At 70.0% G+C, this 15,419-nt stretch carries 10 protein-coding genes; 4 read left to right on the top strand and 6 right to left on the bottom strand.

Going from position 1 to position 15,419, the window contains the following annotated elements; translation table 11 throughout:
• Positions 1–138 precede the first annotated feature (138 nt).
• The 5 genes from VHAB30_RS01770 to VHAB30_RS01750 form a co-directional block, all read right to left on the bottom strand.
• Complete coding sequence (locus VHAB30_RS01770; protein ID WP_139702402.1) at positions 139–759, bottom strand: response regulator transcription factor; 621 nt, start codon at positions 757–759, stop codon at positions 139–141.
• The gene (locus VHAB30_RS01765) at positions 756–2,948 is read right to left on the bottom strand and encodes an ATP-binding protein (protein WP_159275604.1); all 2,193 of its coding nucleotides are present in this window, start codon (positions 2,946–2,948) and stop codon (positions 756–758) included. The genes VHAB30_RS01770 and VHAB30_RS01765 overlap by 4 nt, the downstream gene beginning before the upstream one ends.
• A 71-nt stretch (positions 2,949–3,019) precedes the next feature.
• Positions 3,020–4,321: a hypothetical protein gene (locus VHAB30_RS01760; protein ID WP_159275603.1), complete on the bottom strand. Its 1,302-nt coding sequence runs from the start codon at positions 4,319–4,321 to the stop codon at positions 3,020–3,022.
• A 25-nt stretch (positions 4,322–4,346) separates the two neighbouring features.
• On the bottom strand, positions 4,347–4,886 hold the full coding sequence (locus VHAB30_RS01755) for a hypothetical protein (RefSeq protein ID WP_159275602.1): 540 nt from the start codon (positions 4,884–4,886) through the stop codon (positions 4,347–4,349).
• A 97-nt stretch (positions 4,887–4,983) separates the two neighbouring features.
• Complete coding sequence (locus VHAB30_RS01750) at positions 4,984–5,544, bottom strand: DUF3455 domain-containing protein (RefSeq protein WP_159275601.1); 561 nt, start codon at positions 5,542–5,544, stop codon at positions 4,984–4,986.
• Positions 5,545–5,731: 187 nt separating this feature from the next.
• On the opposite strand from VHAB30_RS01750, the gene VHAB30_RS01745 reads away from it, so the two are divergent.
• The 3 genes from VHAB30_RS01745 to VHAB30_RS01735 are packed head-to-tail and all read left to right on the top strand — an operon-like array spanning position 5,732 to position 7,881.
• Positions 5,732–6,307 (top strand): RNA polymerase sigma factor, encoded by a 576-nt coding sequence (locus tag VHAB30_RS01745; RefSeq protein WP_235926388.1) that lies wholly within the window; start codon positions 5,732–5,734, stop codon positions 6,305–6,307.
• Positions 6,308–6,323: 16 nt separating this feature from the next.
• A complete protein-coding gene (locus VHAB30_RS01740; RefSeq protein ID WP_070062210.1) occupies positions 6,324–7,076 on the top strand; it encodes an anti-sigma factor in 753 nt (250 codons plus the stop codon).
• A 46-nt stretch (positions 7,077–7,122) separates the two neighbouring features.
• Positions 7,123–7,881 (top strand): SGNH/GDSL hydrolase family protein, encoded by a 759-nt coding sequence (locus tag VHAB30_RS01735; RefSeq protein WP_159278252.1) that lies wholly within the window; start codon positions 7,123–7,125, stop codon positions 7,879–7,881.
• 148 nt (positions 7,882–8,029) lie between these two features.
• Here the strand turns inward: VHAB30_RS01735 and opgC are convergent, their stop codons facing one another.
• Positions 8,030–9,172 (bottom strand): OpgC domain-containing protein, encoded by a 1,143-nt coding sequence (opgC, locus tag VHAB30_RS01730; protein WP_159275599.1) that lies wholly within the window; start codon positions 9,170–9,172, stop codon positions 8,030–8,032.
• Positions 9,173–9,355: 183 nt separating this feature from the next.
• Between opgC and VHAB30_RS01725 the strand changes: the two genes are divergently transcribed.
• A complete protein-coding gene (locus VHAB30_RS01725) occupies positions 9,356–15,346 on the top strand; it encodes an alpha-2-macroglobulin family protein (protein ID WP_159278251.1) in 5,991 nt (1,996 codons plus the stop codon).
• The last annotated feature ends 73 nt before the right edge of the window (positions 15,347–15,419 follow it).

The raw sequence follows: 15,419 nt of genomic DNA, 5'->3' as shown, positions 1-15,419 counted from the left end.
TTGATCGGCGAGCACCCACAGCGTGCCCGGTGCCCAGGCCACCGGGTGCTTCCCGCAGCGAAATCAAGGAGGAGCCGAAGGCGGGGGACATTCGCGGAGGGAAGTACCCGGTGGCCTGGGCACGCGCCCCGAACAGACCTACAACCCGTGCTCGCGCAGGAAGCGATCCAGCTCCAGGCTGCTGGAAAAGCCCAGCTTCGCGAACATGTGCGCCCGGTGCGTTTCCACCGTGCGCAGCTCCAGCGGCGCGAGTTCCTGCGCGATGCGCTTGTTGGGCAGGCCTTCGGCCACGAGCCGGGCGACTTGCATCTCGCGCGGCGTGAGCTTGGCCCACAGCGCCTGCGCGGCCTGCCGGGCCTGGCGGCGCACGGCGATCTCTTCGGCTTTGTGCAACGCCTTCGCGATGCTGTCGAGCAGGCGCTCGTCGTTACAGGGCTTTTCCAGCCAGCCGAAGGCACCGTTCTGCACCGCCTCGACCGCCATCGGGATGTCGCCGTGCCCGGACAGGAAGATCACGACCAGCGGGCTGTCCTGCGCGCGCAGCGCGTCGAACACCTGCAGCCCGCTCATGCCTTCCATGCGCAGGTCGAGGATGGCGCAGCCCGGGCGCTGCAGGTCGGCACCGGCCAGGAAGGCCTCGCCCGAGGCAAAAGCCTGTACCGCATGGCCGCGCGACAGCAGCAGCAGGCCCAAAGAGCGGCGCACGGCCTCGTCGTCGTCGACGACGCACAGGTGGTTGGCAAGCAGGGGTGCGTTCACGGGGAAGCCTCCAGTTCGAGGGTGAAGACCGTGCCGCCGTCGGGCCGGTCGGCGAACGACAAGCGGCCGCGGTGGGCCTCCACGATGGTGCGGCAGATGTTCAGGCCCAGCCCGAGCCCGCCGGCCTTGGTGGTGAAGAAGGGCGCGAAGACCTGCTCGGCCAGCGCGGCGTCGATGCCGGGGCCGTGGTCGGCGATGCGGATGTGCACGCGGCCTTCGCACAGCTCGGCCTCGACCTCGACCACGCGCCGCTCGGGCGGCGTGCCCTGCTGCATCGCCTGCAGGCTGTTGGACAGCAGGTTCAGCAGCACCTGCTCGAGCAGCACGCGGTCGCCGCGCACCGGCGGCAGTGCGGGCGGAATGCGCACTTCGGCGCGCACCTGCCGCTGGCGCATCTCGCCCTGCAGCAGCGCCAGCGCATTGGTCACCAGCGCGGCCACGGCGCAGTCCTCGGTGCCGGCGGTGCGCTGGCGCACGAAGCCGCGGATGCGTCGCACAATCTCGGCGCTGCGCTTGGCCTGCGCCACGGTCTCGTCGAGGCTGCTGGCCAGCAGCGGCTGATTGCCCTGCGCGGCGAAGGCCTTGGCGGCGCTGGCGAAGTTGCTCAGCGCCATCAGCGGCTGGTTGAGTTCGTGCGCCAGCGTGGAGGCCATCTCTCCCAGGCTGGCCAGGCGCTGCGCGTGCTGCAGCTGCTCGTCGTTCTGGCGCTGGCGCAGCTCGGCGCGCTTCTGCTCGGTGATGTCGACCACCGAGCTCATCCAGCCGCTGTGGCGGCCGTCGGCGTCGATGAGCCGCGCGGTGTAGACCATGGTGATGACCTCGTGCCCGTCGCGGTGCCGCAGGCGCGACTCGAAGCCCGAGCGCGCGGGCTGCCCGCTCATCATGGCCTCGTAGTGGAACCAGTGCTGCGTCACGTCGTCGGGGTGCCAGTAGGGGTACGGCGGCAGCCGCCCCAGCAGCTCGTCGGCGCCGTAGCCGGTCATCTCGCAGAAGGCCGGGTTGACGTAGATGATGCGGCCCTGCAGGTCGCGCGCACGCATGCCGACCAGCAGCGAGTCTTCCATCGCCTTGCGGAAGGCGTGGGCCTGGTCCAGCTCGTGGGTGCGCTCGCGCACGCGCAGTTCCAGGTCGCGCCGCGCGTCGCGCTGCTCGGCGAAGCGGCGCTCGCGCAGCCGCCAGTACAGCGCGCCCAGCAACAGCACGCCGGCGCCCAGCAGGCCGAGCATCCAGGTGCGCTCGCGCGCGCGGGTGACTTCGGCGTGGTCGGCCATCACCGTCAGGGTCCAGCCCAGGTCGGGCAGCGGCTCGTCCACGGCGAGAAAGCGGCGCGCCTTGCCGCCGACCGTGGTGCGCACCAGGTAGCCCGGTGCGCCCTCGATGTGCTCGACGCGCCAGGGCAACGGCGCGAAGCGGGTGCGCGTGCCGTACTGCTGGTCGTGCTCGATGCCGGCCAGGTCGGCGGGGCTCAGCGCCCGCGTGGCCTGGTACATCCAGCCCGGCACCGAGCTCAGGAACACGATGCCGCGCGCGTCGGTCAGCAGGATCGGATCGCGCACGAAGGCCCAGGCGTCGTGCAGCTGGCGCAGGCTGACCTTGACGGTGACCACGCCCAGCACCTCGCCGCCGCCCTCGGCGCGCACCGGTGCCGACATGAACAGCCCCGGCTCGCCCGTGGTCTGGCCCACGCCGTAGAACAGGCCGCGCCGCCCGGCCCGCGCGTCGAGAAAGTACGGCCGGTTGGCGTACGACTCGCCCACGAAGCTCTGCGGCGTGGCCCAGTTGCTCGCGGCCAGCGTGAGGCCCTGCGGGTCGGTGAGGTACAGCGCGTCGGAGCCCGCGAGGCGGTTCACTTCCTCGATGTGGTGGTTGGCGCGCTGCCGCGCGGCGGGGTCCTGCGGATGGGCCAGCACGGCGAGCACGTCGGGGTGCATGCCGGCGGTGAACGGCAGGTAGCCGTACTTGCCGGCGGCGTCGCGCAGGCCGAGCACGTGCACTTCCATGGCACGGCGGATCGAGTCGGCCTGGAAGTTCGCCTCGCGCCGCGCGGCCCACTGGCCGGCCACGGCGATCAGCAGCAGCGCCAGCGCCACGGCGCCCGCCCAGGCCACCAGTGCGCGGCGGCGGGAGCGCGCCGGCGATGCAGAAGAAGAGGAAGCAGAAAGGGACGGTTCGGGCGAAAGGGGCGGCATGGGAGGCAGATCCGCAGGTCCGGCCGGCGCGGCGTGCGGAATTTTGCCCTGATCCGCGGGCCGGCCCTCTCTCAGGCCGCCGGCCGCAGCAGCCAGCGCACTTCCTGCGTCTGCTCGCTCTCGGGGTAGCGGGCCTCGAGCGTGGTGAGGATCGGCTGCGCCATGTCCGCGCGGCCCAGCCCCTGCACCAGCGCGCGGGCCGCGAGCTCGTAGGCCTGCGGAATCGCCGCGTGGCCGCGGAAGCGCTTGTCGAAGCCCGACAGCAGCGCCAGCGTGCCGTGGGCGTCGCCGCCACGCCATTCGGCGCGGGCCATCGCGATGACCATCGCCGGGTCGTCGAGCACGAAGCTCTTGTCGATGGCGCGGCAGGCCTTGAAAACCTTCAGCGCGTCCGATGCGAGGTCGCGCCGCATCAACAGCGGAATGAAGCGGCGTGCGTGGTCGAACAGCGTGTCCTTCTTCTCGGGCATGAGCGCCAGCACGCGGTGGTAGCGGCGCTGCGCGGCCAGGTCGTCGGCGTCGGCGGTGCGCTGCGCCTCGTAGGCAATGCCCAGCGCGGCGGCCAGGTCGCCGTCGGTGATGCACTGCGCCACCTCGGCGTCGGTGCGCTGCGCGGCGATCTGCGCGGGCGTGCGGCGGTCGACCGGGGCGCCGATGTCGGCGCCCGCGCCGGGCACGAGGTCGATGCCGAAGGCGTCGTGGTGCTGGTACATCACGTAGCCCAGGAGGCTCGCCATCACCCAGCCGAAGTAGATGAACGCGAAGTTGACGATCGGCAGCACGATGCGCCCGTCGAACACCGGCAGCACCATCGAGATCGCCACCTGCGCGCCCGTGCTCAGCAGGAACAGGAACAAGCACAGCAGCGCATAAGGCCAGCCGATGGTGCGCATCGCGTCCATCACGTAGCCCGGGTTCATGGCCTGGAAGAAGCTGCCCGACTGCACCAGCACGATCACCGCCGCCGGGAAGGTGAAGGACATGATGAACAGGCCCACCGTGCCCAGCACCGGCTCGTACCAGGCGAGCCAGCCGATGAGCATCGTCTGCACCAGCGAGATGGCGAAGAGCTTCCACGGCAGGTAGGTCCACTCGTCGCTGGCTTCGCGCCCGAAGTCGGCCGAGTCGCGGATGCCGCGCGCGCCCAGCGCAATGACCTTGAAGCCGTAGCGGCTGGCCGCCAGGATGATGCCGACCTCGATGACGACGAAGGCCAGCGCATCGGGCAGGAAGAACACGGCCTCGAACAGCAGGCTGCAGAACGACAGGACCAGGCCGTAGGCCAGCGGCCGCAGCTGGAGCGGAAAGGCGAAGAAGCTGTTGAGGCGGTGCCAGAACGGCGGGGGCGGCGGCAGGGAGTCGCGGTCGATCATGGCGGGGCCTGGGGTGCTGATGCGGCTACTTGCGGAAGAAGTCGCTCTGGCTCATCGCGCCCGCGCCGCCCAGGCGCACCACGGTGACGCCGTTGGAATGCACGAGGCGCATCTGGCCGAGTTCGCGCTCCAGACGCTGGGTGAAACTGCTCTTGTACTGCAGCACCGACTCGCCCATCTTCAGCACGCTGGTGCCCGTGACGGTGGCGCTCTTGCGGTCGGTGGCCACCTCGATGTTGTCGATGTGGTAGTCGTACTCGATGGTGAGGATGCCGCCCATGCGGTCGCCGACGGTGCGAAACAGCTCGATGTTTTCCTTCACCGTGTCGCAGGCTTCGTCGCGGTTCTGGGTGGTCTCGAGGGTGCGGCCCATGGCCGTGACCTTGCTCTCGATCACCGCCTTGCGGCTGAGTTGCTTGCAGATCGCCTCGGCGTCGCGCGAGTACACGGCGTGGGCGTCCTTCCGGTAGTAGTCGCGCACCATCGCCTCGTCGAGCTTGCGGCCGCCGACAAAGAAGAACCACGCGCCCACGCAGAGCGCGATCACGATCGCAATTTGCTTCATTCCCGCCCCCGCGCGCACGCGGTCCCGCTCCGTTTTGCGGCGCAGTATACGTTGCCGAATGTTTCCAAACGGCGGCGCAGCGGGGGATTTCAGCGCTTCAGCCGGCGCGGTAGAAGATGTAGTCGGCCTGGTACTTCACGACCTGTTTCTGGCCCAGGTTCGTGGCGCCACAGGCGGCAGCGGGGGCCACGCCGCCCTGCGTGGCGACGCGCTGGATGTAGCTCACGCCCTGCATCGCGCCCATGCCGGTGGCGGGGTTGGCCTTCACCAATTGGTGGGGAATGTTGCCGGTGCCGTTCGGCGCCACCGCCACCTGCGTGGCCGTGAGCTTCGAGCCGTCCGCGTTCTCCCAGGTGGCGGGCGGGCCGTAGTACTTGCCGACCTGCTTGCCGGCGCGGTCCATCAGCTTGGCGTCGGGGCCGACGAAGACCCACTCGTGCGCGCCCGGTGTGTTGGCCTTGGCGCGGCACTCGTAGGTGATGTCGCCCGCGCCCACGGTTTCCATGGCCACGCGGTGGCCGGCGGGCACCTTCACGGCGTCGGGCAGGCTGGCCTGCGAGAACATCGGCAGGGGCTTGGCGCCCATGCCGGAACAGGCGGCCAGGCCAAGCGCCGCTGCGGTGGTGGAAGCCAGGACGGTCAGGGTGCGGATGTGCATGGTCGTTTCCTCGGTGTCGGATCGGTGGTGAAAAAGAAAGAGCCGCCGTCTGGAGTTCTGCATGTCGACGCCCCCCTGCCCCCTGTACGCAGCCCGAGGGCTGTTGGATTCAGACCGGTCGCGCTGAATCCGCCCGCACCGCCGGGCCGTACCTCGGACATGCGCACCGATGCCCCACAATCCGCCGATGACCGCACCCAGCCCCGACGCCGAACTGATGGCGCTGATCGACCGGATCGGCCATCGCGACGAAGCCGCCCTGCGACAGCTGTACGACCGCACCGCGCCCCGCCTCATGGGGCTGGCGATGCGGGTGGTGCGCCAGCGCGAGTGGGCCGAAGACGTGCTGCAGGAGTCCTTCCTCACCATCTGGCGCGTGGCCGGCGACTACCGTGCCTCGCTGAGTCCGCCGCTGGCCTGGCTGGGGCTCATCGTGCGCAGCCGCTCGCTCGACCTGCTGCGCCGCCGCACCGCCGACCGCGCCCAGCTCACGCAGGAATTCGACGAGCTGATGGCCGACACCTTCGAATCCGACACGCCCAACCCGGCCGACATGGCCGATGCGAGCGAGCAGGCCTGGGCGCTGCACCAGTGCCTGAGCCAGCTCGAGGGCCGCCAGCGCGAGGTGGTCAGCCTGGCCTACCTGCGCGAGATGAGCCACGGCGAACTGGCCGAACAGCTCAAGCTGCCGCTGGGCACCGTGAAGACCTGGATCCGGCGCGGGCTCGACAAGCTGCGCACCTGCATGGGCCGCTTCGCCTGATCATGAGACCCGCCCCATGAACCTCCTTGCCCACCCCGAACTGCTCGAACTGCTGGCCGCCAGCCATGCACTCGGCACGCTGCGCGGCGGCGCCCGCCGCCGCTTCGAAACCCTGGCGCGCGAGCAGGCGCCCGTGCGCGCCGCCGCGCTGGTCTGGCAGGGCCGGCTGGCCGGCATGACCGAGCTGCAGCAGCCGGTCACGCCCGACCCGGCCGTCTGGACCCGCATCCGCAACCTGATCGACGCCGAGCAAGCGCAGCAGGCCCTCGAGCGGCAGCGCGACAACGCCGCGCCCATTGCGTCTGCATCGACGGGCGGCTGGCTGCGCAGCCTTGCGCTGTGGCGCGGCGCCGCCGCAGCCGGCGCGCTCGTGGCCGTGCTGGCCGTGGGCGTGGGCCTGAACCTGCGCGAGCAGCTGATCAACGCGCCCGCCGTGCAGTACGTGGCCGTGCTGTCCGACGACAAGGCCGCCGCCTCCATGCTCGTGACCTTCGACCCGAAGAAGAAGCAGCTCGTGCTGCAGCGCGTGGGCAGCTTCCGCGAAGGCGCCGACAAGTCGCTGCAGCTGTGGGCCCTGCCGCCCGGCGGCGCGCCGCGCTCGCTCGGCGTGCTGGACAATGCACCGGCGCTGCGGCTGGCCGCCTCGGAATCCGATGTGCGCGTACCGGCGCTGGCGATCAGCCTGGAGCCCAAGGGCGGCGTCCCGAGCGCGGGCGGCCCGACCGGGCCGGTGCTGTTCCATGGCCCGCTGATCGAAAAAACGCTCTGACCCTGTCCTGAATTTCTCCGCTTCCGTTCTCTTTCCGATGCCTTCGATGAAATCCGCGCTGGCGGCCACCGCCGCCCTGCTGCTGGCAACCGCTGCCTTCACCGCCCAGGCCCAGACCGCGGCCGCCGCCTTCCCCTACGAAGCCGACGGCGCCACGGCCGCCGACACCGCCTCCGCCTACCTCGCCGCCAAGGCCCGCTGGCACAACGAGCTGGCCGCCTTCGCGCGCGCCGACCAGGAGCGCTTTCCGGCCCCGGGCGGCGTGGTGTTCGTGGGCAGCTCGACCGTGCGCATGTGGACGCGCCTGTCGCAGGACTTTTCCCGCGTGCCGGGCGGCATCGTCAACCGCGGCTTCGGCGGCTCGACGCTGGCCGACTGCGCCCTGTTCGCACGCGACCTCGTGGTGCGCTACAAGCCCCGGCAGGTGGTGCTCTATGCGGGCGACAACGACCTGGCCGAGGGCCGCACGCCGCTGCAGGTGCTGGACAGCTTCGCGCGCTTTGCCAACGCGGTGCGCGCCGAGCTGCCCGACGCGCGCATCAGCTTCATCTCGGTCAAGCCCAGCCCGTCGCGCGAGCAGCTCATGCCGCAGATCCGCGAGACCAACCACGTGATCTCGGCCTACCTGAACCTGCTGCCCAACAGCGAGTACATCGACATCCACACGCCGATGCTCGGCGCCGACGGCCGCCCGCGCCCCGAACTGTTCCGCGGCGACCGGCTGCACCTGACGGACGAGGGCTACCGGCTGTGGCAGTCGGTGGTGGCGCCGCATCTTCCGATGCCGCCAGCGGTACAACCCTGAGCGGACCTCCCGCTGTCCGCATGGCATGAAGCGGGCGCGATTCAGTCGCGAGACACCGCGGAACCGGCTTTGCCGGGCTGCAGGTGTCGCCCCCGGTAGGGGGTAGGAGAAGCGACACGAAGTGCGCGAAGCCTGGGGGCGAGTTCTTTCACGCCGGCGCAGGCTCCGAAGGCACATCGTCCGCCGGCGGCGGCACGTCGGCGCCGCGCGTGAAGCGTGCCACGAAGTACATGCCCGCGAACACCGCCGCCAGCAGCAGGCCGTCGCCCCACCAGGGCCGCGCCATCTGGTTGTCGCCGTAGAAGGCCAGCACCAGCAGCACCGCCACGAGGTGCGCGCAGAACACCGGCAGCGAGGCCGAGCCCATGGCCTCGAGCCAGTGCAGGCGCGGGATCTTGCGCATGAGCCAGGGCCCGAAGCGCACCGCCAGGATGCCCAGCGCCACCAGGTTCACGATCCGCAGCGGGCCGAGCTGCCACTTGTCGAACAGCAGGTTCATTTCCACATCGCCGCCGAACGGCGCCTGGCCGTTGATGCCGGTGTGGCGCCAGTAGAAACCGTAGAGCGCGATGCCCGCCGCCAGCACCAGCAGCCAGGCCGGAAAGCGCAGCGGCCGGGCCTCGGGCGCATTGCGGCTGGCGCCCAGGCACAGGCCGGTGAACCACAGGAACTGCCAGGCGTAGGTGTTGAAGGCGCCCATCTCGTGGAACGGCACCGGCACGCCGAGGTAGCGCACCGCCAGCCCGTAGACCCATTCGCTGAGCCCGAACTGCGCCATCGCCCAGACCGTGGCGCTGGCCACCATCACGAGCGTCCAGCCGTGGCGCATGGCAAAGGCCAGCACCCAGGGGCTCATGAGCATGAAGAAGATGTACATCGGCAGGATGTCCAGCAGCGGCGGCTCGTAGATCAGCAGCAGCCCGAACAGGAAGCCGTCGCGCGGCTCCGCCAGGTAGTACGACACGAGGTTCTTGACCGCCGGCTGGTCGATGTGCACGCCGAGCGCCGCGATCACGGTGAACAAGAACAGCAGGATCGCCGCCTGGCACAGGTAGACCTTGAGCACACGCCGCCAGAAGGCCTGGCGCATCGAGTCGACGCCACGCACGTGGCCGATGCGGCTGTAGACCAGCCCCGCCACGAAGGCCGACAGCAGCACGAAGCCCTCGGCGGCCGACACGAAGCCGAAAGGCTGGCCCAGTGGATCGGTCAGCCGCGTGGGCAGGTGGGTGACGGTCATCAGCACGAGCATCAGCCCGCGCAAGGCGTCTATTTCCCAGTAGCGTTTCATTCGGTCGGCGGCGAGGTCTTGGTGGCGGTCTGCGCAGCGCACGCACGACGTCAGCGATTGTAAGAAGACCGGCGTACGTCGACCGAACGCGCGCTTCAAACACGGACGGCCTATGACGCTTGGCACTCCCGAAGCGCCATGCAAATCGGCTACGCTGCGCGCTGCCTCAAGGTGGAGAACTCCGTGAACCGTTTCATTCCGACATTGCTACTGGCCGCCGGCGCGCTCGCGGCGGGCCCGGGCCATGCACTTCAGATCACCAGCCTGACCCCGCAGGGCGAAGTGGCGCGCGTGCGCCAGGTCGTCGCCAAATTCGATCAGGCGGCGGTCAACTTCGGCGACCCCAAGGCGCCCGCGCCGCTCACCGTGAGCTGCTCCGACGCGCAGGCCGGCAAGGGCACCGGCCGCTGGACCGACGCCAAGGCCTGGGTCTACGACTTCGAGAACGACCTGCCGCCCGGCGTGCGCTGCTCGGTCACCCGCATTCCCACCTTCAAGCCGGCCGGCGGCGGCGAGCTGACCGGCCCCGAACGCTATCAATTCAATAGCGGTGGCCCGTTCGTGCGCAACTACATGCCGGGCACCTACGCCCGCATCGACGAGCAGCAGATGTTCGTGCTCGAGCTCAACGGCGCGGCCACGATCGACAGCGTGCGCCAGAACGTCTGGTGCGCGGCCGACGGTGTCGGCGAACGCATTCCGGCCAAGCTGCTCGAGGGCGAGGCGCGCACCGAACTGCTCAAGGCCTTCCACCGTGAGAAGGAAGCCGCCAAAGACCCGCTGCGCTTCATCACGATGCAGTGCAACCGCACGCTCACGCCGGGTGCCAAGGTGCAGGTCGTCTACGGCAAGGGCGTGGCCACGCCGTCGGGCGTGGCCAACAACGTGGAACGCCGTTTCGACTACCAGGTGCGCGAGCCCTTCGCCGTGTCCTTCAGCTGCGAGCGCGAGAACGCGCAGGCCGCCTGCCTGCCGCTGCGCCCGATGCAGCTGCAGTTCAATGCGCCGGTGACGCGCAAGGTGGCGTCGCAGATCGTGCTCAAGGGCGACGGCAAGACGATCAAGGCCACGCTCGAAAGCGGCGGCGGCTCGCAGAACGACGACGACGTGGTCAACAGCGCGAGCTTCGGCCCGCCGCTGGCCGAGAGCACGCAGTTCAGCATCGAGCTGCCTTCCGGCTTCCAGGACGCCTCGGGCCGCGCGCTGGGCACGCCCGGCAGCTTTCCGCTGAAGGTGGCGACCGGCGCGATGCCGCCGCTGGCCAAGTTCGCGGCCTCGCCCTTCGGCGTGATCGAGCGCCTGGCCGAGCCCGGCACCCCGGCCATGATGCCGGTCACGGTGCGCCGCGTGGAGCCGCAGCTGATGGTGCAGGCCCTCACGCCCGGCAAGGTGAGCGACCTCAACCCCAAGACCGACGCCGAGATCATCGCGTGGTACCGCAAGGTGCGCCGCTACGACAGCTACACGGTCAGCCGCGACACCGCGCGCCGCGACGTGAAGGGCGCCCTGCCCCCGGTGATCGACAAGAACGAACGCTCGCACGTGCAGACGCGCATGGTGTCGCTGCTCGGCGGCCAGCCGGGCGTGAAGGCCCTGGACATGCCCAAGGCCGAGAGCGGCGACCCGCGCCCCTTCGAGGTCGTCGGCATCCCGCTCACGCCGGGCTTCCACGTGTTGGAGATCGCCTCGCAGAAACTCGGCGAAGCCCTGCTCGACGAGCGCTACAACGCCGGGCGCACGATGTACGTGCGCACCACCGCGCTGGCCACCAACCTGGCCGTGCACTTCAAGCTGGGCCGCGAGAACTCGATGGCCTGGGTCACCACGCTCGACAAGGGCAAGGTGGTGGCGGGCGCCGAGGTGCGCGTGTCCAGCTGCGACGGCAAGGCCGTGGCCACCGGCACCACCGACGCCAGCGGCATCGTGATGCTCAACGGCGTGTCGCCCGATGCACCGAGCTGCAACGGCCCGAACGAGTACGAGACCAGCGCCTGGTTCGTGAGCGCGCGCGCCAAGGACGACAAGGGCGTGGAAGACCTCGCCTTCACCTGGAGCGACTGGCAGCGCGGCATCGAGCCCTGGCGCTTCAACGTGCCCACCAGCCTGGACGTGCGCCCCGACGGCATCGCCCACACCATCTTCGACCGCACGCTGCTGCGCGCCGGCGAGACGGTGTCGATGAAGAGCCTGCTGCGCACGCAGACCAGCAAGGGCTTCGGCCTGCCGGCAGACCGGCCCGACACGCTGGTCGTCACCCACATGGGCAGCGGCCAGCGCTTCACCCAGCCGCTGGCCTGGCGCAAGACCGCCACCGGCGGCCTGAGCGCAGAGAACAGCTTTGCCATTCCGCCGGCCGCCAAGCTCGGCGTGTACCAGGTCGAGCTGCGCAGCGGCGACGGCACCAGCGACGAAGGCAACAACCGCACCTACTCGACCGGCATCTTCCGCGTCGAGGAATTCCGACTGCCCGTGCTCGAAGGCCGCATCGCGCCCACCGAGAAGAAGCCGCTGGTGGCCGCCACGAGCGTGCCCACCGACGTGCAGATCAACTACGTGGCCGGCGGCGGCGCCGCCAACCTGCCGGTGCGCGTGTCGGCCATGGTGCGCGGCAAGGGCCTGAGCTTTTCCGACTACGACGCCTTCAGCTTCAACCCGCCGCGCGCCTCGGGCGATGGCAGCGAAGCCGCCACCGCCGCCGACACCAGCGCCGGCGAGGAAGACCTCAACAGCGTGAACGACACCCGCGTGATCGCCGACAAGCTGCCGCTCACGCTGAACAAGGACGGCGCCGGCAAGGTCACGATCGACAAGGTGCCCAAGGTGAAGGCGGCGCGCGAGCTGCTGCTCGAAGCCACCTACGCCGACCCGAACGGCGAGGTGCAGACCATTCGCAGCACGCAGACGCTGTGGCCCGCGTCGGTCATCGCCGGCATCAAGACCGAGGGCTGGGTCTCGACCAGCCAGAAGCTCAAGTTCCAGGCGCTCGCGCTCGACCTCACGGGCAAGCCCCAGGCCGGCGTGACGCTCAACGTGCGCGCCGTGGCGCGCATCACCACCACCAGCCGCAAGCGCATGGTGGGCGGCTTCTACACCTACGACAACAAGACCGAGACCAAGGACATCGGCACCGTCTGCTCCGGCAAGAGCGACTCGCGCGGCCTGCTGCTGTGCGAGTCGGAGCTGAAGGAGGCCGGCGAGGTCGAGCTGGTGGCCAGCGCCACCGACAGCGACGGCCGCAGCGCCAGCGCCGTGAGCTCGGTCTACGTGACCAGGCAGGGCGAACTGTGGTTCGGCGGCGAGGACAACGACCGCATCGACGTGCTGCCCGAAAAGAAGAGCTACCAGCCCGGCGAGGTCGCCAAGTTCCAGGTCCGCAGCCCCTTCCGCTTTGCCACCGCGCTCGTGGCCGTGGAACGCGAAGGCATCATCGAGACGCACGTGGTGCAGCTGGACGGCAAGGACCCGACGGTCAGCCTGCAGGTCAAGCCCGAGTGGGGCCCGAACGCCTACGTGAGCGTGCTCGCGCTGCGCGGGCGCCTGCGCGAAGTGCCGTGGTACAGCTTCTTCACCTGGGGCTTCAAGGCGCCGCGCGAGTGGTGGACCGCCTTCTGGTACGAGGGCAAGGAATACGTCGCGCCCACCGCGATGGTCGACCTGAGCAAGCCCGCCTACCGCCTGGGCATGGCCGAGATCCGCGTCGGCACGCGCGCGCACCAGATCGACGTGACCGTCACCAGCGACAAGCCCAGCTACCCGATCCGCAGCAAGGCGCAGGTCACCATCACCGCCAAGCTGCCCGACGGCAAGCCGGCCGCCGGCGCCGAAGTGGCGCTGGCCGCGGTTGACCAGGCCCTGCTGGAGCTCATGCCCAACGACAGCTGGAACCTGCTCAACGCGATGCTGCAGCGGCGCAGCTGGGGCGTGAGCACCTCCACCGCGCAGATGGAAATCGTCGGCCGGCGCCACTACGGGCGCAAGGCCGTGCCCGCGGGCGGCGGCGGCGGCAAGGGCCAGACGCGCGAGCTGCTCGACACCCTGCTGGTGTGGAACCCGAAGATCGTGCTCGACGCCAACGGTCAGGCCGTGGTGACGGTGCCGCTGAACGACGCGCTCACCACCTTCAAGATCGTGGCCGTGGCCGATGCGGGCACCAGCCTGTTCGGCACCGGCCAGGCCAGCATCCAGGCCACGCAAGACCTGCAGATCATCAGCGGCCTGCCGCCGCTGGTGCGCGAGGACGACCAGTTCCGCGCGCAGATCACCTTGCGCAACACCACGCAGAAACCGATGAAGGTGGAAGCCACGCCGCGCGCCACGCTGCTCACGCTCGAAACGCAGACCGTCGACATTCCCGCCGGCGAATCGCGCGAGGTGGCCTGGAACGTGACCGCGCCCGCGCAGCTCGCGCAGACGCGCGCCGAAGCCATCCTGTGGGAGATCGAGGCGAAAGACACGGTCGGTGGCGCGCGCGACGCGCTCAAGGTGCGCCAGCGCATCGTGCCCGCCGTGCCGCTCACGGTGCAGCAGGCCACGCTGGTGCAGGTCGACGGGCCGTTCACGCTCGACGTGGCACCGCCCGCCGACGCCCTGCCCGGCCGCGGCGGCCTGAAGATATCGCTGCAACCCAAGCTGGCCGAAGGCCTGCCGGGCGTGCGCGACTGGTTCGCCAACTACCCCTTCAGCTGCCTCGAACAGAAGACCAGCAAGGCGGTCGGCCTGCGCGACGCGAAGATGTGGCAGGGCGTGCTGGCCACGCTGCCCACCTACCTGGACAGCGACGGCCTGGCCAGCTACTTCCCGCCGCGCGACGGCGAAGCCAACCGCGGCAGCGACATCCTCACGTCGTACCTGCTCGCGGCCACGCACGAAGCGGCCCAGCTCAACCCGGCCTTCGCGCTCGCCGACGACGCGCGCGCACCGATGGAGTCGGGCCTGATCGCGTTCGTCGAAGGCCGCGTCACGCGCGAGTTCTGGAGCCCGCGCAAGGACCTGGACGTGCGCAAGCTCGCCGCGCTCGAAGCCTTGTCGCGCTACGGCAAGGCCAAGGGCAGCATGCTCGGCAGCATCACCATCGCGCCGAACCAGTGGCCCACCAGCGCGGTGATCGACTGGGTCAACATCTTGAAGCGCGTGAACGACGTGCCGCAGCGCCAGCAGCGCCTGGACGAGGCCAACAACGTGCTGAAGGCGCGCCTGTCGTACCAGGGCACCAAGCTCATCTTCAGCACCGAGCAGGACGACTACTGGTGGTGGCTCATGACCAACGGCGACGTCAACACCGCGCGCCTGCTGCTCACGGTGATGGACGACCCGGCCTGGAAGGACGACATCGGCAAGCTCGCCAACGGCTTCATCGGCCGCCAGCAGAACGGCGCCTGGCACACCACCACCGCCAACCTGTGGGGCGGGCTGGCGCTGGAGAAGTTCAGCAAGGTGTTCGAGAGCACGCCGGTGGCCGGCGTCACCGCCGCCACGCTGGGCGCGGTGAAGGCGCAGGTCGACTGGAGCAAGGTGGAGCGCGTGAAGGCCAGCGACGCAACCGGCGCCCCGAACCAGACCACGATGTTCGGCGCCCCCGCCTCGCCGGGCAACCTGCGCAACAACACGATGTTCCTGCCCTGGTCCGCATCGCCCACGGGTGCGCCCGTGCGCGACACACTGCTGGTCACGCAGCAGGGCACCGGCAAGCCGTGGCTCACGCTGCAGTCGCTGGCCGCCGTGCAGTTGAAGGCGCCGTTCGCGGCGGGCTACGCGCTGAAGAAGACCATCACGCCGGTCGAGCAGGCCGTGGCCGGCAAGTACACGCGCGGCGACGTGCTGCGCGTGAGCATCGAGGTCAACGCCAGCACCGACATGACCTGGGTCGTGATCACCGACCCGGTCCCGGGCGGCGCCACCATCCTGGGCAGCGGCCTGGGCCGCGACTCGCAGATCGCCACGCAGGGCGAGAAGAAGAGCGGCGCCGGCTGGCCGGCCTTCGAGGAGCGCAGCTTCGAGGCCTTCCGCAGCTACTACGAGTACCTGCCCAAGGGCGTCGTGAAGATGGAATACACCGTGCGCCTGAACAACGTCGGCGACTTCGCGCTGCCGCCCAGCCGCGTGGAAGCGATGTACGCGCCCGAGATGTTCGGCGAGACGCCGAATGCGCGGGTGAAGGTGGAGGCGGCGAAGTAACGGGGCACCCCACGGTGAAGGCGGGCCGTCATCCCGCCTTCACCGCGCCTCGTCACCATCGCGGCGAACCCAC

It is taken from the genome of Variovorax boronicumulans (assembly GCF_009811375.1).
Taxonomy (GTDB): Bacteria; Pseudomonadota; Gammaproteobacteria; order Burkholderiales; family Burkholderiaceae_C; genus Variovorax; species Variovorax boronicumulans.
Note: the sequence above shows the minus strand (reverse complement) of the source record. Positions and strands in the feature narration are given on the sequence as shown.

Coding starts and splice junctions, on each gene's coding strand:
- VHAB30_RS01765 (WP_159275604.1), bottom strand. CDS start 2,948: ATGCCGCCCCTTTCGCCCGAACCGTCCCTTTCTGCTTCCTCTTCTTCT.
- VHAB30_RS01760 (WP_159275603.1), bottom strand. CDS start 4,321: ATGATCGACCGCGACTCCCTGCCGCCGCCCCCGCCGTTCTGGCACCGC.
- VHAB30_RS01755 (WP_159275602.1), bottom strand. CDS start 4,886: ATGAAGCAAATTGCGATCGTGATCGCGCTCTGCGTGGGCGCGTGGTTC.
- VHAB30_RS01750 (WP_159275601.1), bottom strand. CDS start 5,544: ATGCACATCCGCACCCTGACCGTCCTGGCTTCCACCACCGCAGCGGCG.
- VHAB30_RS01745 (WP_235926388.1), top strand. CDS start 5,732: ATGACCGCACCCAGCCCCGACGCCGAACTGATGGCGCTGATCGACCGG.
- VHAB30_RS01740 (WP_070062210.1), top strand. CDS start 6,324: ATGAACCTCCTTGCCCACCCCGAACTGCTCGAACTGCTGGCCGCCAGC.
- VHAB30_RS01735 (WP_159278252.1), top strand. CDS start 7,123: ATGAAATCCGCGCTGGCGGCCACCGCCGCCCTGCTGCTGGCAACCGCT.
- opgC (WP_159275599.1), bottom strand. CDS start 9,172: ATGAAACGCTACTGGGAAATAGACGCCTTGCGCGGGCTGATGCTCGTG.